This is a genomic window from Virgibacillus sp. JSM 102003, from assembly GCF_041949995.1.
In the GTDB taxonomy this organism is placed as follows: domain Bacteria; phylum Bacillota; class Bacilli; order Bacillales; family Amphibacillaceae; genus Lentibacillus.
Genome location: NZ_JBHFQH010000002.1, coordinates 178,592 through 195,047 on the forward strand (window position 1 = coordinate 178,592; position 16,456 = coordinate 195,047).

16 protein-coding genes are annotated in these 16,456 nt (G+C 37.4%); 6 read left to right on the forward strand and 10 right to left on the reverse strand.

Going from position 1 to position 16,456, the window contains the following annotated elements; all coding sequences use genetic code 11:
* Positions 1 to 321 precede the first annotated feature (321 nt).
* Positions 322 to 879 (forward strand): isochorismatase family protein, encoded by a 558-nt coding sequence (locus ACE1TG_RS03395; RefSeq protein ID WP_375050949.1) that lies wholly within the window; start codon positions 322 to 324, stop codon positions 877 to 879.
* A 132-nt stretch (positions 880 to 1,011) separates the two neighbouring features.
* Here the strand turns inward: ACE1TG_RS03395 and ACE1TG_RS03400 are convergent, their stop codons facing one another.
* On the reverse strand, positions 1,012 to 1,959 hold the full coding sequence (locus tag ACE1TG_RS03400; protein WP_375050950.1) for a DMT family transporter: 948 nt from the start codon (positions 1,957 to 1,959) through the stop codon (positions 1,012 to 1,014).
* 395 nt (positions 1,960 to 2,354) lie between these two features.
* Here ACE1TG_RS03400 and ACE1TG_RS03405 point away from each other — a divergent pair, with 395 nt between their 5' ends.
* Together ACE1TG_RS03405 and ACE1TG_RS03410 are read left to right on the forward strand one after the other, a co-directional pair.
* Complete coding sequence (locus ACE1TG_RS03405) at positions 2,355 to 2,855, forward strand: GNAT family N-acetyltransferase (RefSeq protein ID WP_375050951.1); 501 nt, start codon at positions 2,355 to 2,357, stop codon at positions 2,853 to 2,855.
* Positions 2,856 to 2,919: 64 nt separating this feature from the next.
* Entirely contained in the window at positions 2,920 to 3,897 is a 978-nt protein-coding gene (locus ACE1TG_RS03410) for a phosphotransferase enzyme family protein (protein WP_375050952.1), read from the forward strand.
* A 123-nt stretch (positions 3,898 to 4,020) separates the two neighbouring features.
* Here the strand turns inward: ACE1TG_RS03410 and ACE1TG_RS03415 are convergent, their stop codons facing one another.
* Positions 4,021 to 6,048: a metallophosphoesterase family protein gene (locus ACE1TG_RS03415; protein WP_375050953.1), complete on the reverse strand. Its 2,028-nt coding sequence runs from the start codon at positions 6,046 to 6,048 to the stop codon at positions 4,021 to 4,023.
* Positions 6,049 to 6,427: 379 nt separating this feature from the next.
* Between ACE1TG_RS03415 and ACE1TG_RS03420 the strand changes: the two genes are divergently transcribed.
* Positions 6,428 to 6,637: a hypothetical protein gene (locus ACE1TG_RS03420; RefSeq protein ID WP_375050954.1), complete on the forward strand. Its 210-nt coding sequence runs from the start codon at positions 6,428 to 6,430 to the stop codon at positions 6,635 to 6,637.
* 297 nt (positions 6,638 to 6,934) lie between these two features.
* Positions 6,935 to 8,209 (forward strand): hemolysin family protein, encoded by a 1,275-nt coding sequence (locus tag ACE1TG_RS03425; protein WP_375050955.1) that lies wholly within the window; start codon positions 6,935 to 6,937, stop codon positions 8,207 to 8,209.
* A gap of 87 nt (positions 8,210 to 8,296) precedes the next feature.
* Here ACE1TG_RS03425 and ACE1TG_RS03430 read toward each other — a convergent pair whose 3' ends face one another.
* The 6 genes from ACE1TG_RS03430 to ACE1TG_RS03455 form a co-directional block, all read right to left on the reverse strand.
* A complete protein-coding gene (locus ACE1TG_RS03430) occupies positions 8,297 to 9,223 on the reverse strand; it encodes a Na/Pi symporter (RefSeq protein WP_375050956.1) in 927 nt (308 codons plus the stop codon).
* A gap of 360 nt (positions 9,224 to 9,583) precedes the next feature.
* The gene (locus ACE1TG_RS03435) at positions 9,584 to 10,522 is read right to left on the reverse strand and encodes a Na/Pi symporter (protein ID WP_375050957.1); all 939 of its coding nucleotides are present in this window, start codon (positions 10,520 to 10,522) and stop codon (positions 9,584 to 9,586) included.
* Between the two features lie 81 nt (positions 10,523 to 10,603).
* Positions 10,604 to 10,810 carry a hypothetical protein gene (locus ACE1TG_RS03440; protein WP_375050958.1) on the reverse strand — a complete coding sequence of 69 codons (207 nt, stop codon included), beginning with the start codon at positions 10,808 to 10,810 and terminating at the stop codon, positions 10,604 to 10,606.
* A 499-nt stretch (positions 10,811 to 11,309) separates the two neighbouring features.
* Positions 11,310 to 11,807, reverse strand: a complete 498-nt coding sequence (locus ACE1TG_RS03445) for a CotY/CotZ family spore coat protein (protein WP_375050959.1) — start codon at positions 11,805 to 11,807, stop codon at positions 11,310 to 11,312.
* 328 nt (positions 11,808 to 12,135) lie between these two features.
* Complete coding sequence (locus tag ACE1TG_RS03450) at positions 12,136 to 12,630, reverse strand: CotY/CotZ family spore coat protein (RefSeq protein WP_375050960.1); 495 nt, start codon at positions 12,628 to 12,630, stop codon at positions 12,136 to 12,138.
* Between the two features lie 512 nt (positions 12,631 to 13,142).
* On the reverse strand, positions 13,143 to 14,078 hold the full coding sequence (locus ACE1TG_RS03455; protein WP_375050961.1) for an NADP-dependent oxidoreductase: 936 nt from the start codon (positions 14,076 to 14,078) through the stop codon (positions 13,143 to 13,145).
* Positions 14,079 to 14,202: 124 nt separating this feature from the next.
* Here ACE1TG_RS03455 and ACE1TG_RS03460 point away from each other — a divergent pair, with 124 nt between their 5' ends.
* Positions 14,203 to 14,697 (forward strand): DNA-deoxyinosine glycosylase, encoded by a 495-nt coding sequence (locus ACE1TG_RS03460; protein ID WP_375050962.1) that lies wholly within the window; start codon positions 14,203 to 14,205, stop codon positions 14,695 to 14,697.
* Between the two features lie 297 nt (positions 14,698 to 14,994).
* Here the strand turns inward: ACE1TG_RS03460 and ACE1TG_RS03465 are convergent, their stop codons facing one another.
* Both ACE1TG_RS03465 and ACE1TG_RS03470 read right to left on the reverse strand, forming a co-directional pair.
* Positions 14,995 to 15,300: a hypothetical protein gene (locus ACE1TG_RS03465; protein WP_375050963.1), complete on the reverse strand. Its 306-nt coding sequence runs from the start codon at positions 15,298 to 15,300 to the stop codon at positions 14,995 to 14,997.
* Positions 15,269 to 16,369: an SDR family oxidoreductase gene (locus tag ACE1TG_RS03470; RefSeq protein ID WP_375050964.1), complete on the reverse strand. Its 1,101-nt coding sequence runs from the start codon at positions 16,367 to 16,369 to the stop codon at positions 15,269 to 15,271. The genes ACE1TG_RS03465 and ACE1TG_RS03470 overlap by 32 nt, the downstream gene beginning before the upstream one ends.
* Positions 16,370 to 16,456 lie beyond the last annotated feature (87 nt).

The window sequence follows — 16,456 nt, forward strand, 5'->3', positions numbered from 1 at the left end:
CACTCCAGAGTATAAGGGGTTCTAAGAAAGCAAAATACGCTATCATAAGAATCCCTTTAACGAATGCCAAGTTTTCTAAGAGGGTTACTAAAGGACAGGTCAATGAAGTAATCTATACAAATCTCTTAATAAAGTACCTTTTTAAAGAAAATTGTGTTAAAATTTAATTGCCTGAAAATTTTAAACGCTTATTTTACAGGCATTATTTTATCCAGGAGGTAGATATTATGACAAATCAAATTAGTATTGGCTTAATGAACACTAAGGGGAATACGTCTAATTAAATATAGCGTTTCCCCACATTTGAAAGGGGAAAATTATTTGAAACAAACATTGTTAATCATTGATTCCCAACAAGAGTTAATTGATGGGAATAAAGAAGAAAGTGCTGTTTTTAATAAAGAGCAACTTATCAGGAATATCAATTTAGTTATTGAAAAGGCGAGTAAATCCAGTATTCCTGTCGTTTTTGTAAGGGATTTGGAAGTTGCTGAAGGCAAAGGGAAAGGGTTTCTGGTTCATGAAAAAATTCATATGCCTGCGGATGCAAAGACTTTTGACAAAACTGCAACGAATTCCTTCCATGGGACAGGACTTCTAAATCATTTAAGATCTCATGAGATTGAACATGTTGTTATAATGGGGTGTGTGACCCAACACTGTATAGATAGTGCAGTCAGAACAGCTACTATTAGTGGTTTAGATGTCACATTAGTAGGTGATGGACATTCGACAACGGACAGCGATAACTTAAGTGCGGAACAAATTATTAAGCATCATAATGAAACCCTTCATGGTCATTATAATGTTGAACACTTTTCAATTGTGAGAAATACAGAGGAAAGCTTGTTCGATCCAACACATGATTTATATAAGTAAAATTCAGTAATAAGAGAAAAATCCCAATTTCTTAGAGTTTGAATATGAAATTGGGATTTTTTTAATAGGTATTATTTATAAATTGAAAATCACCTTTCGAATCACTGGTTTTGCACTTCACAGGTGGCCCCGTTATGCCGTGTGGTGTAGCGGTTTTTTAATTTTCTTATTTCCCAGTGCAGAGATGATACTGTGTAAAATCATTCCAGTAATAACAAGTGCCATACCGATAAATGAAAGAAAGCTTGGTAATGGCGCACTTAGCAAGAATAGTTCGCCGAATAAAGCGAAGACAACTTCACCTGATTGTGTTGCCTCCACGGCAGCGAGTTTCTGGTTGTCGTGATTGACCAGTTCGGTTGCATAGAAAAATAATACAGTAGCAATGATACCGGATGAAACAGCAACAATAAATGTCTGTAGCACCTGACTTGTGTTTGGTGTGCCGTGCGCTATAATTCCATAAATAGATAAAATAATCCAGAATGGCATCGATGCAATTGTCATTCCAAGGATTCGCTGGAATGTGTTCAATTTCCCATTCACAAGTTGCATCATTTTCCGATTTCCAAGCGGGTAGGCGAATGCAGATATGATCAATGGAACAACACATAGTAAAACACTGGTTAGCGAGACAGATGACGCATGTTCTAGTTGCATTACGAACACGCCGAAAAGGATAATCAGCGAAACAAATATGCTCTGAAAAGGGATTCTCTGTTTTGCCTTTTTATTTAAAAAGGGAACTAAAAGTGAACCCGCAATAATTGTTATCTGAAAGGTTGCCGCAACGAGCCAACCAGGTCCATATATTGTTGCAAAAGTTATAGGTGCATAAAACAAGCCGAATCCAATTGTGCTCCAAATAATCCATGGGAACGGCTGTATTCTTAATTGCTGGATAACTGGCCTGACGTTCCTTTTGTATCCGACAATGATTAGCAGCATGGGAAGCATAAACATAAATCGGAGAGATGCACTCCAAACCCAGCTTCCTCCCTCTAACTCCATCGAACGGTTTAAAATAAATGTCACGGAAAAGAATATAGCAGAAAAAATTCCAATTAAAATTGCTTTCATTATGGCACCTCGTATTCAATGTCTTTAGATAGTATCATATCAGAAACAGACGCGATTTAAGACTCTTTTTCTTATTTTAGAATTTAATCATGAATACTATGATACGATACATATATTAATAGCGACTGTTATATTGGAGAGGGGTTTTGTCATGGGGGATGAGTTGATAAAGTCATTTGTTGCTTGTTATTCGGCATTATTTCCTATTGAATAAAAATGGTATGGAAGAACGTGTCCTTATGGGGAGACGTTTTTGTTTCAGCAGATAAGAAAGTATAAATACTTTCTTACTGCATAAGTGCAACTAAGGCTTATCTATAGTAAGGCATGGAGATAAGCCAAGTTTTCTAATAAACTAGAGTTTAACCTATAAAACTTAATGGGGAGTTGGTTAAATGGATATACGTATATTGGAGCCAGAGGATGCTGAAGCTTATCGAAAGCTGAGATTAGAAGCGTTGCTTAATAGTCCGGAAGCTTTTATTTCGAGCTATGACGAAGTGAAAAATAATTCGGCGGATGTGTACAAGGTTAGGTTTCAATCAGAAAACGCATATAATTTTGGTGCATTTGAGGATAATGAATTGATTGGAGTTGTAACGTTGGTCAGGGAAACAAAGGTAAAAATAGACCATCGAACAAGTATTTATGCCGTGTATGTTACACCCTATAAACGTGGGAGAGGTGTGAGCAAACAGTTATTGCAGACAGCGATTGATCATGCGAATTCACTTGATGGGGTTGAGCAGGTGTGCATATCTGTCGTAACCAAGAATGACACAGCCAAAAGTCTTTATTATGCATTGGGGTTTGTTCCGTTTGGTACCCATAAACGCGCGGTAAAATTAGGAGACACTTACTATGACGAAGAGCATATGGTATTGTTTTTTCAGTAGGAAGGAATCTTCGTGATTTTTTCAGAATTATAGAGTAGCACTTATTTTTTGGAGGATTGGGACGTTGGATATTCAGGTAAAACATTCACTAATCAACACAGATTCAATCATACAAATTTTCAATGAATATAATATAAAAGCTATTCAGTGTGATTTTTTAGCACGTGGATTAAATGACACATATCTCATTACGACTGAAAATGAGTCCTATATCTATAGGCTTTATCGTGCTGACTGGCGGGATAAAGAAGCTATCTTGTTTGAGTTGGATGCGATTAACTGTTTGCATGGTTGTAGGGTTTCTTTTCCGATTAAAAAGAGAGATGGCAACTATTTGACAGAGGTAAAAGCACCTGAGGGATTACGTTATGGTGTGTTATTTTCTTATTCAAGTGGAGAACGTCCGCAAATTAACGTTGATAATTCACAAATTATTGGCGAGACACTTGGTATGCTTCATGCGAAATCGGACAAGCTTACTTCTAATTATGAGCGAGGTTTTTCGTTGGATACGAAACATTTGCTGGATGAACCGGCAGCTATCATCTCACCGATATTGAAAAAACACCTCGGAAATGAGGAAGAGGAAACGCTGCAAATCGTTGTTGAAAATATTAAAGCAGATTTAGCTGAGCTTAATCTGGAAATAGGATTTTGTCATGGTGACTTTCATAATCACAACATGCATATTCATGGTGGTGCAATTGAAGTATTCGACTTCGATTGTTGTGCAATGGGGTACCGGGCGTATGATGTTGCCGTTTCTTGGTGGAATTTGAAAAATAATTACAAAAACCTTGAAGCTGAATGCTGGGAGGCATTTTTACAGGGATATTTGGCGAAGCGGAACTTCGCTTTGGATGATTTGAAAAGTTTGCCACTATTCATAACCGCGAGAAGAATTTGGCTGTTAGGCACAATGCTTGAGAATGACGATGTTTGGGGGACAAACTGGGTCAACGCCAGATCACTTGAGCTTTTTATCTGGCAATTAAAGACAGACAGACTCGGGGATGAGGAATTTTACGAACAAGACGTTTGATAGAAGTATTAATTTTGATGTGAGTTGGAGAAGTTACTTTAACCATAAAAAATTAAACGTTTGCTAGAAGAGTTAAGCAGGTTTTATCCTATTAGATTAGAGTGAGAGTTAAACTATATTTACTTAGGCCTTGAATATAACTTCCTGTTCGTGTTTCAGCAATTTGTTTGCTGCAGATTGACCATTTACTGTAAGCAGGCCAAGATTATTGTCGGTTATAATGATTTTTCCTCCTTTGGAAGACAGGTATTCAATATTTTCATTCCATTTTACGTTATCAGAATCACCTCGCCCCATTATTAGGTTACCTGTATTATCACAACATCTCTTAATCGAACGCTTTCTCCTCTTAAGCGAATTAAACCAAACGAAAATTTTCAAGAGGAACCCCCATAATCCTGAGAAGCTCATATTACGGATCGGGCTGCTAGTGAATTGGTTGATCGTAATTTGCTCCGAATCGCTAAATTCAACTCGGGATCTGATTGCGCCCGCGTAATGGACATCACCTGATAAAACATAGCATTGACTTGGATTCCAGGCCATGATTTGCTGGAGAAAGCTATTGAATCCTGTTCCGTTATATTTCCATGCCTCAAAATCAGCTGTATATTTGATTGGAAGGCCTAATATACGCAGTGGATAGACATAGCGGTTTAAAGCGGATTCGACGATACCTATTCCATACAGTGGTGTAGGGGATACGATAATCAAAGGTTCCGCTGTGGCCCAACCACTTTTGAGTAACGTATTGGATACGGTTTTCCATCCATCTTTTCCAATTAAATGTGGTGCATTTGTTCCTTCATCAATAATGTTTCCAATTCGAATTGGTTGTGGTGCAAGATCGAAATCGCGTGATGTCCGTATATCTAGAAAAATAGCCTTTGGATTGGTAGGTGTGACGAAATTCCAGAAGCGAGAATCCCAAAGTATTTTGATCCATTCTTCATCAAAATATGACCTTTTGGTAAATATTCCAGTATGGTATGCGAGTAACTTGGTGAAGTTCCCATCAAAAGCCTTGGGGTCGTTTCCCCATCCCTGGAATAACCAATAGGCAGTTAAACCATGAGCGATTACATGCCTTCCCAAAGGGGCATTCCACACATTTTCTTTCCAATCCAGCGAAAGGTTCCAATCATCGGTAATATCGTGGTCGTCAAAAATCATGTATGTTGGAGTGTTAGCAAGTACGCGTCTGATTTGAGGTAATGTTTTTGTAAAAGTAAGAAGATCTTTTAATTGTTCATAATATCTGGCTTGATGTTTTTTCAATTCTTTTGCTCGTTGCTTCTGATTTTTTTCCGTATACATAAAATAGTATTCGTTATCTTCAATGAGTTCTTCAAATAATGGTATTTCTGTATTATCCCAAAGGGCAGGGCCAAGAGTCATTAAGTACATTACGAAATATTCACCTAGTCGAATGAGATGGTTGTCGGCATTTCCGGATGTGAATGCGGCAAATTTATCCATGATATATTGTCTGGCATGAAGTTTATCCGGATAGAATGTTTGTGAATTTAAGCGTGGGTCAATATCAGCAATGTTTTTCTTTTCTTCACTGATTAATCGATTTGACCAGCTAGATATTAGAAAAAATAGGGGATCTGCGACATCATCTGCATAAATCTGGTCTCCCATTAGAAATAATGAACTTGGTCGGACCGTTAAATTCAAATAATCTTCCTGAATGGTTTCGTCTGCACTTGCGAGTACGTCATTACCCTTTCCATGCGGTTTTCGGCATGAACCATATAAGATATTGCAAGGGCAATTATGCTGAATGAAAAAGGACGGGTACTTAAGGTCACCGTAAACAATACTGTTTGGGTTATCGGTGGAAAGAAGATTGAAACTACCCAAATCTAATGTTTCATCCTTATTTGTAAAGAAAAGATTGTACCCAATTAAAGAATCAGTTGGAAATGCATCGCCAAATGGAGAAATGTTAATTAAATGAAAATACATGTTTGTACCGACATGAATTCTCTTTGTTTCTGTATATGTTCTGATTTCTTCATCAAAATCATTTTGATAAAGGGCTGCTTCTATAGCAAAATCTTTGCTAGTAACCAACCAAATATAGACATTTTGAGGTTCAACCCGACGAATAATTGGTCCTGCCAGTAAAGTAGGGATTTTCATAGCATACCACCGCTCCAAATTTATACTAATTCATGTTAATTTATGCACTTGAACGTTGATCTGCTTGTTTGGTTGCCTATGAAAAAACTGTAAAACTTATCACGGGTCCCGTCTTCTATTACAAATATATCACTAATTTGATGGTGTTTCGTCGCCCCCTAATTAACCAAGGATTTCCGCATGTTTGTGATATTTTTAATATACTAGATTAATTATGTCTTCCCCATTTTCCTAACAATCCTATTATGTGTTCTTTAATACTTTCCTTTACATTGCATTCAGCAAGTGCACATTTTAAGACATACTCCAGTAAATGCACATACAAAAGCTATTGGATTGAAATATAGTATAGTATCTAAAAGTAAAGGAGGGTCTTAAATTGTCTAATCCTTTAAGTGAACTATTGTCAGAAACCCCACCGGGCACAGCTGTAAGAGAATTAATGATGAATGGAGAAGATGTATCAGGAGTTGAGACATTTGTAAAGTATGATGAAAAAACAGGCCTTGCCTATTTCTCCAACAGTTCTGGCAGCACCTTTGTAGCAATCGGTGATCGAATTGATATGATTGAGTTTATGTTGGAGTAATACGAGATAGGAAGAGCAGCTATACTATCTTTTTCCTGAACAGGAGAAGGGTAGTTTATTTTTACCAGGGGATAAAATGCTTTATTACTACAAATGATTCCCCATAAAGATGGGTTTTAAGTAAAAGCTAAATACGCCTCCTAAGAATTCTTTTGATGAAAGCCAAGTATTCTGAAGCGACCTTCAATTAGATGTACTTACTTACTCTAAACTACAGTATATACTTGTTAAAGATATGTACAAGTAACACCGTATTTCAAATAGAAATCAGATGATTGACGGGGGTGAGTTTTTGAAGTGATATCTGTAAATTTAATAATACTGTTAATTTCACTAATTATCCTTTCTGCATTCTTTTCGTCTTCTGAAACGGCTTTTTCAAGTGTGAATGAAGTTAGATTGAAAAAATTTGTGAATGAAGGAAGACGAGGGAGTAAAATGGCTCTTCATCTTGTTAGAAGTGACAATTTTGATCAGACTCTTTCTACTATTTTAGTTGGAAATAACATTGTAAACATAGCTGCTGCAAGTATATCAGCGAAAATATCCACTGAATTAATTGGTGGGAATACAGGAGTAGTAGTAAGTACAGTAATAATGACGATATTGATATTGATCTTTGGAGAAATTCTCCCTAAATCGTTAGCAAAGGAACATGCAGAATCCTATTCACTTGCTATATCCAATGTGTTATATATATTAATTAAGTTCCTAACCCCCATAAATTTCTTTTTCCTCAAATTTAAAGTATTTTTTGTCTCGCGTTTCATTTCAAAGAAAAACAACTTTCCATTCATCACAGAAGATGAAATAAGAATTATTCTTGGTATAAGTGAGGAAGAGGGGGTTATTGATAAAATGGAAAGGCAATTAATCCATCGGTCAATGGACCTGGATGAGACCTTTGTAAGAGAAATACTAACCCCGCGTATGGATATGGTTGCGATTGATAGTAGACTGACCATTGAAGAAATTAAAAATGTTTTTTTAAAAGAGCGTTTTTCACGAATTCCTGTTTATGAAGGAAACATTGATAACATTATAGGATTTATAACGGAGAAAGAATTTCTGACTGACTTATTAAAGTATAAAGACGTAAACATAAAAGGGTTACTAAGAAAGCCACTGTTTGTAGCAGAGTCAATGAAGATTTCAACTCTTTTACCACAACTGCAGAAAAATAAAATGCCTTTAGCAATTGTTATAAATGAATTTGGAGGAACTGCAGGTATTGTAACTCTGGAAGATATCTTAGAGGAAATTGTTGGTGAAATTTTGGATGAAAATGAAGATCAGTTGGATTTAGTATCTCAAATAGATAAAAAGATCTATATTTTTGATGCTCAGTACCACTTAGATGATTTCGCTGAAATGATGCATGTATCCTTACCGAGAAGTTCCTATTTTGCATTAGGGGGATGGATTATGGAAAAGCTTGGAGCAATTCCCGCAGAAGGAGATTCTTTTACTTATCAAAATTTAAAGATAAGTGCTGAAGAAGTTGTTGGTCGACGAGTAAGAAAAATTAAAGTTGAAATTCAGGGGAACAAAGAAGTACATGAAAATAAGTAAGCTGTTTTCAGGCTGTGGAGGAGCGCTGTACAGCCTGTTTTTGATTGCAAAAGGTAGAATGATAACAGCTAACTATTATAGAGCAGATTAAGTAATCTGTTTATGAATTTTTTGTATAAGCTTTACGAATTGATTTGAAAAAGGAAGGACGACTAGGGAGAGAATTACATTAAAGATAATATTTATATGTGCAAGCTGTATATCTGGATGGGCTGATAAGTTGATTCCTATTGAGGCAAGTATATCGATAAGTGGGTAGAAAAGAGCAACTCCTAATACATTCAGCCATGTGTAGGCAAAAGCAGTAAGCCAGGCTTTTTTTCCGGAACCAATAGTAGCTAGCAGCACAGTAACACATGCCCCCATATTCCCCCCAAGAATAAAGGCGACCCCAGCAGATAAGTCGATGCCCCCAATCGAAAGAAAGTCTACCGTAATTCCGTTAAGCACATTAACCGATTGGACAATTGCAGTAAAGGTAGTGCCAGTTAAAATAGAAAAGAACTTATTATGGTCTGCATTCAGGAACATATTACTTACATACTTAAGCCCACTTATAGGAGGACCGATCATTTCAAATCCCCATAATGCCCCAAACAAAAGTGATATCCCCATGAGTGCGTAACCAATGCTAATTGAGTTCCTATTCTTTATAAGACATAGAATCGCTCCAATAAAGGCTAACAGAACGACATATCCTTGAAAGTGAGTGGTGATTAATTCTATCTTTATTGTCGAGCCAATATTTGCTCCTAAGATAACTCCAAAGGATTGAGGAAAGCTGAGCATTCTTGCTGCAACTAATCCAACAGTGATAACCATTACGATAGAACCATTTTGGAAAAATACTGAAATAAAGGTACCCAATAGTAAGCCCTTCCAGTAAGTATCTGTTAAGTTTATTAGCCATTTTCTAAACGTATTAGTTGACAGGTTAAGCAGCCCAAATCGTAACAGATACATTCCATAGATAAGTCCCCCCAGAAATAGAAAAAATGAAAGTATGAAAATCATTGTTATACCTCCTTTGTGTGTTTTGTCATGCAACAATATGTTTAAAAAAACATCTCCTCGCTAAGGAGATGCTTTTAATTGTATAGAAAATTATAAAATTTAAGTGCTATGAGTAACTGGACATCAGAATCAGCGACGTCCAGCTCCGACGTACAGGACGTACTAGTGCCGGTGACGCCACAGGACGTGGCGTTCTCACCGGCCAGCGCCTAGCGCCTAGTGGACTTCCCTCCCCGTGTCTACGATAAGTCAACATCGAATCGCTTACGCTCTTCGTGTATCCTTTATCTCACACGGGTCAGTCCAGTCCATACGGCGCTGAACAGGCACTTGCGCTTTTGTTCTAGGGATAAAGGAAGGTTAGGCAACTGCATTCTTACGGTCATGAATTTTTGTAATGAGGTTTGCTAATTTATTTGTGAATGGAAGTGCAATTATTGAACAAGCGATATTAAAGATAACACTTATATGCGCAACTTGGACAGCCGGCTGATCTGCCAGCATCGTTCCTAGATTAGCGAGAATCCCTATAAATGGGAAGAAGGCGATGACCCCTAGGACATTTATCCAAATATGAGACCAGGCAGTAAGCTTTGCTTCTCTTCCAGCTCCAATGGAGGCAAGCCATGCATCAACACATGTGCCGATATTTGCCCCAAGAACAATGGCTACAGCGGTATCTAAATTTAAGGATCCTGTAGCAATGAACCCCATTGTAATCCCTGTAGTGGCTGTGCTTGACTGAATAATCGCGCATATGATAGCTCCTGCGATAACAGCAAGTAATAAGCTGCTATCTAAAGTAAGAAACAATTGATCGATATACGCCATTTGCGTTAATGGGGCTGCTAACGTCTTAAATCCCCACATTGCCCCAAATACGGCAGATAGTCCGATTAATGCCATCCCAGTATTGCGGAATATATTGCTTCTTTTTATGAGCATGAAAATTGCTCCAATAATTGCCATTGGAATTATCATAGACTCAATATCTAATGCAATTATTTCGGTGGTGATCGTAGTTCCGATATTTGCTCCTAAAATAATTCCAATCGCTTGAGAAAATTTGAGCATTTGTCCGGCAACTAGTCCAATTACAATAATTGATACAGCAGAACTACTTTGTAAAATAGCCGTTACTACTGTTCCCAATATAAGACCTTTCCAGGGGGCATCAGTTAGAGTTGCTAACCAGTGTTTTAATTTATCGGCTGATAGGTTGAAAAGTCCAGTTCTTACAAGATACATTCCAAATAGGAACAACCCCAAAGTTAGAACAAAATATAATAGTTGGATCATTGCCACACCTCCTTTCTAATTAATGAATGTTTGAGTGGCAGTGGTTTGAAAAATGAACTGCAGGAGTAAGCTTTGGAAACTCTAGTCTTTTAGGCGTTCTGTGGATTCCTGTAAAATAAAGGAAGGATTTGTGGTTGGACGAACTTTTTCGGTTTCCTTTTCTGGTTTCCTATCAACATCTAAAGCTTTAAGGACTTGGTTTATTTGGTGTTGCATTAGCAGTCTGAAAACTACCATCCCTCCTAGGAACAATCCAAAGATAAGTGAATACAATACTAATTCGGTCATGATTTCACCTCCCTTTTAGTACTATATGGAGGTAGAAAAGGGGATGCTTGGGCAAAAAAATAGATTTGAGATAAATGTGTGAAAGGCTAAATAAAAGTTAGATCATTTAATAGATTTTTGTCTATAAACTGTAAAAAGTGGTTAGGAGTAATGATGTGGCAGAATATGTCGAATCATAAGAGTTGGTTGTTAGGTATGATATAACGGAAGCACACGCAGTTATAGTTGTTAAGAATTACATATTTGCTTGCTTACTATTAATTTTTAGGAACCAAAACCCAAACATAATAATATAATAGATCATAAAGGTAATCCTATTTGTTCTGGAACTGACCTAATGAAAAGCTTAAACGCTCTGGTACAGTTATTAAAATTGAACTAGACCTTATTAAGGCTATTTATCTATAGAATCGAATTACCAGATCACGGACAAATAAGCTCAGGGGGTAGCCTGAGCTTAAAAGCATCGTTTATTGGACGACATTTTCATGTTAAATTGTTAATTATTAGATACAACTGATGGATCGAAACATTGAACTGAGCAAATACAGTTAAGGTCAACTGTCACACATTGGCCAGTTGTCGTTAATGTTAATGGATCTGGATCACAAACTTCCTCCAGAGGTACACAACATTCGTTCCCAGTTTGAATAGACCTTGAGTTGTTAGGTTCCAATATTTCCAGTACCGCACAACAATCTTCATCCACCGCTCTTACTTTGAAATATACACTAATGAAGCAGTCATTCGCAGAACCAGTACCAGACGACGTAATATTACCAAATGCATAAAATAAAGTGTTTGCTTTTGTTGTCAGAACAAAAGGAATTGTTGAGGGGCCATTGCTGGCAGGGCTTAATGCGAATCTTGCGCAACTTGTAGTGCAGCCATTACCATTGTTTGCATCCTGGGCGGCTAAAATATCTCGTAATGTTCTGCATGCACAGTTATCTGTCTCAAAGCTAACATCATTGTTGCTATTACAACCACATCCCATATAATTTCACCTCCCTTACTTCTATCTCTATAGCATATGGAGGTCTTCAAAAAACGTAAAGGACAAATCATCTGGTAGATTAGCCTTTTTTAGGACCTCTTATGGAAGGGGGAACAGGGGGATCACTCCCTCCGTATTTGTATATAAGCTTAAATGTTCTAGTTATATTCACTAAGGTAGAGAAAATGATAAACTTGACTAGATTACGGTTATTTATTCATAAAATGGGATCACCTAGATTGTTTGACAGTGGGTAAACCAAAAGCTCAGGGGGGAGAACCTGAGCTAAAGGTATTGTTGGTAGAATTTTATTTCCTCATTATTTTTGTTAGCCATTAGATACAACAGATGGATCGAAACATTGAACAGAACAAATACAGTTAAGGTCGACTGTCACACACTGGCCTGTCGACATTAATGATAATGAAGATGGATCACAAACCTGCTCCAAAGGTACACAACATTCATTACCAGCCTGAATAGCCCTTGAACTGTTAGGTTCTAATATTTCCAATACCGCACAACAATCATCATCCACCGCTCTTACTTTGAAATATACACTGATGAAGCAATCATTTGCAGAACCAGTACCAGATGCAATGTTACCAAATGCATAGAATAAAGTGTTTGCTTTTGTTGTCAGAACAAAAGGAATTGTAGTTGGCCCATTGCTGGCAGGACTTAACGCAAATCTTGCACAACTAGTAGTACAACCATTACCATTGTTTTCATCTTGAGCAGCTAAAATATCACGTAATGTTCTGCATACACAGTTATCTGTGTCAAAATCTGAACGAACATTATTATTATTACTACGTCCCATATAATTTCACCTCCTTTGCATCTATCTCTACAGCATATGGAGGACTTCAAAATACGTAAAGGACAAATCATCTGATAGATTAGCCCTTTTTCAGTTACTTTTAGGGGGTTAGTCTAGTATTGTGATAATTATCATCGCTATCCTTGTTGAATTGATTAATGGGGTCTGGGTAGCTGAGTTTTCCAAGAGTATAGTAAATATAACTATTGTCTTGTAAAACTATAGCACCACCTATTTATTATTTTTAGTTAGTGAACATAATAAAGCTGGCTTTCCCTTAGTGTAGAGAAAGCCAGCTTTTATGCTCCCAAAAGCATTTTGATATAGGAAAAACTATATGGAATACATTATTCTATGCATGATGCATCAAAATTTCCTTAGGTATGTTAATCTTATTTGAATAGATGTTGCAGTTCTTAGTAAAAATGGGTAGCGCATCAGGATCATGGTCTGCTTTTAGGTTTCCCATTAAAAAAACCTGCGAAATCCTCACAGGTTCTCTAATTCCATCTCTACTTTATTTTTATCACGATTTTTCCTTTTGCATGGTGTGTCTCACTTAGTTTATGGGCTTCGCGCATTTCGTCTTCTGTAAGTTGGAACGTATGGCCAATATGTGCTTTCATTTCTCCTTGTTCCATCAATTCGCCAAGCTTGGCCAACTGTTTGCCATCAGGCTCTAACCAATGAAAGCTTGCTTTAACTCCTTTTGATTCAGCGAGGCTTTCATCTGGTGGTTCTGCTATAGATACAAGTTTTCCGCCTTCTTTTAAGACATCATAGCTTTTCTTTTGAATTCCGCCCCCCATTGTATCAAGCACAACGTCGAAGTCAGTAAGCTCTTCTTCAAAGTTTTTCATCTGATAATTTATGAATTGATCCACTCCTAATTCTTTGAGGAAACCTTCATTTTTTCCACTCGCAGTTGATGCAACATGGGCGCCGAAACTTTTGGCAATTTGGATGGCAAAACTTCCGACACCTCCTGAGCCTGCATGTATTAAGACTTTGTCGTCAGATTTAATGTCGCAACTATCGACCAGACATTGCCATGCAGTAAGTCCGGTAAGTGGAACTGCAGCAGCCTCTTCAAATGATACATTCTCCGGTATTTTTGCTAGCAGATTTTTATCGACAGCGGTGTATTCAGCGTAAGTTCCATTTTTGGTTGTAGCGGGACGTGCAAAAACACGGTCGCCAACGGAGAAGTTTGATACACTATGGCCAACTTCACTAACAACTCCGGCAGCATCCCAGCCTAAGATAATGGGGAAATCAAACGGGAATTTTTCTTTTAAGTAACCTTCACGCAGTTTCCAATCGATTGGATTAATTGATGTTGCATGAAGTTCTACTAATACCTGATCATCAGCTATAACTGGTTTTGGAACCTCTTCCTCAGTCAACTGGTTAGCAGATCCGTATTCGTTTATTACAATTGCTTTCATTTTGATACCTTCTTTCTAAGAGTAGCTATATATGTTATTTGTTCCCCGTTTGATTTAATATAAATCATAAGATGATTAGAGTTATCTAATAAAGGTAATATAAACTGAAAGGAGAATCCGTATAGTGGCTGTAAAATTAACATCATTTGCACCAGTGCTTCCCGCAAACCCTAAAGTTCTTATCCTGGGTTCCATGCCAGGCGGTATTTCTTTGGAAAAAGAAGAGTATTATGGGAATCCCCGCAACCATTTTTGGGATATTCTTTTTGAACTTTTTGATCAAGAGCCAACATCTGACTACGATGAAAAAATCACATTTGTAAAGCATAAGCAGCTTGCTTTATGGGATACAATAGGTCACTGCTATCGGGAAGGGAGTCTTGACGCTAATATTGTGGATGAGAAACCGAATGATATTATTGGGTTGTTGAACCAATATCCTGGAATTTGCCTGATAGCATGTAATGGGGGTAGATCTTATGAAACCTTCAAGAAAAATTTTACTGTTAGTGGAGTTGATGTTATAAAATTGCCTTCGACCAGTCCAATTCCCGGACGTTATACGAAGACCTTTAAGGGGAAAGTAGAAGAGTGGAAGAAAATTTTGGAATATTTATGATGACTGAGGAAGTGTGATGTGATACTATTTTATTAAGACAAAAGTATCAATCTGTATTTCCAGCAATTGAAATAGAAACTTATGACCTATTTAAAAAATTTGTTTTGGTGTTATTTTTAAAAAAGTGAATAAATTTGATTGGACTGAAATATTATTAAATTGGTTGTTTTTTTCGGGGGGAATTTAGTGAGCCGCAAGCTGCAACTTGCGGCTCTGACAGTTATCCGCAAGGCACGGCGACTCCGTTTATGGAACGAAAAAAGTAATTATCCCACAATTACGCAGACGACAGGGTGATTACTTTTTTCCGTGGCTACTGTTGACGATCAGTAATACGAGTGTGGCAAACATTAACATCAGCTCAAGAGCACTGTCAACTGGAATCACTCGCTCAACCCCTTTCATCGGGGATTTGAAGCCGCCAAGTAATAAGAGAAAAACTCTTCCACCACTTCTTAATTGAAGCCACCCTGCATAACCTGTCCCAAATAGTATACTATAAAAGGAATCAGAAATGTGGTAATTTTTAGGAAATGGGCCAATATTCTCATAAATCTGTAAATTAGTCAGTTTAGTTAATTTGTATGTGCTTGCTTCGGTCATGCCTGTATTTTCGATAAAACTCAACCATTGGTTCAACAGTGTCCTTCAGGTCAGGACAAACAATCCCTGATCCTTCTAAATCCGCTACTGCTGATGAACAGTCAAATGATGCATTAATTGTGAAATAATCCATTGCTTCCAGCTCGACTTGAAGCCACTTCCGCACTGGAGCAGCTGATAGAGAACTTTTTACCCAAGATACAGGAATTGTACCTTTTGGTGTTTTTCCTAAGTAAGCCTCGGCGAGTATCTTCTGTAACTCATGCATTGTGTAAGGATTTGGATCAGTCAGATGATATGTTTTTCCTTTGCCGGCAGGTGTGATTGCAAGATAACTTGTGGCGCGTAATACATAATCAGATGGTACAAAGTTTCCTTCAGGTTTACCATCGCTCATATATGGCGTGAATGGAAGAAAACTTATATGATCAAGTAAATTAAGCATAAAATATATGCCGTCAAATTTGGAGGTTTCTCCAGTCTTTGAATGCCCTTTAACAATACCGGGCCTGATTATAGTAGTCGGAACAGATTGCTTAAGATCCTCGACTAAAACTTCTGCATGATATTTCGTTTCTTCATAATGATTTTTAAATGATTGCCCTGCTACTAACTCATCTTCATATATCTTTCCTTCACGCATTCCCGCCACATATGCCGTACTAAAATAAGTATATCGCTCGAGATTTCCCAACGTCTTTACCCAATTGTTTATGTTTTCTGTTCCATCGACATTTACTTGATATGCAATATCTTTAGGTACTGCCAGGTCGTAAACGGCTGCAAGATGAAAGACATGGGTAACCGACTCCTGTATCTCGCGGTTTATATCATGATCAAGTGCGAGGGTGGGCTTTGTGATATCGCCGGTTACAATGGAAAACATGCCGGGATCATGTCCGTTATTTTTTGCCAGTCTGATAATTTCTTGGGTAGCTGTGTTCTGGAGGGAGGGCAATACTAATAAGTAGATTTGTTTGATGTCCTGCTGATGATCATGGAGAAGCTGCTTAACTAAGTTAGATGCAAGGAAACCAGGATAGCCTGTGAGAAAATATGTATGCTTCATATAATTGCTCCTTTTTTTAAATTACTATTATTATAGTATAAAGATACACTATTAAAGAAGTTATTTCCAAATTAATAGAATTCTGCT

Excerpts from the sequence above, each read along its gene's own strand:
- ACE1TG_RS03400 (WP_375050950.1), bottom strand. The coding sequence starts at position 1,959 with ATGAAAGCAATTTTAATTGGAATTTTTTCTGCTATATTCTTTTCCGTG.
- ACE1TG_RS03405 (WP_375050951.1), top strand. The coding sequence starts at position 2,355 with ATGGATATACGTATATTGGAGCCAGAGGATGCTGAAGCTTATCGAAAG.
- ACE1TG_RS03415 (WP_375050953.1), bottom strand. The coding sequence starts at position 6,048 with ATGAAAATCCCTACTTTACTGGCAGGACCAATTATTCGTCGGGTTGAA.
- ACE1TG_RS03430 (WP_375050956.1), bottom strand. The coding sequence starts at position 9,223 with ATGATTTTCATACTTTCATTTTTTCTATTTCTGGGGGGACTTATCTAT.
- ACE1TG_RS03435 (WP_375050957.1), bottom strand. The coding sequence starts at position 10,522 with ATGATCCAACTATTATATTTTGTTCTAACTTTGGGGTTGTTCCTATTT.
- ACE1TG_RS03440 (WP_375050958.1), bottom strand. The coding sequence starts at position 10,810 with ATGACCGAATTAGTATTGTATTCACTTATCTTTGGATTGTTCCTAGGA.
- ACE1TG_RS03445 (WP_375050959.1), bottom strand. The coding sequence starts at position 11,807 with ATGGGATGTGGTTGTAATAGCAACAATGATGTTAGCTTTGAGACAGAT.
- ACE1TG_RS03450 (WP_375050960.1), bottom strand. The coding sequence starts at position 12,630 with ATGGGACGTAGTAATAATAATAATGTTCGTTCAGATTTTGACACAGAT.
- ACE1TG_RS03455 (WP_375050961.1), bottom strand. The coding sequence starts at position 14,078 with ATGAAAGCAATTGTAATAAACGAATACGGATCTGCTAACCAGTTGACT.
- ACE1TG_RS03465 (WP_375050963.1), bottom strand. The coding sequence starts at position 15,300 with ATGACCGAAGCAAGCACATACAAATTAACTAAACTGACTAATTTACAG.
- ACE1TG_RS03470 (WP_375050964.1), bottom strand. The coding sequence starts at position 16,369 with ATGAAGCATACATATTTTCTCACAGGCTATCCTGGTTTCCTTGCATCT.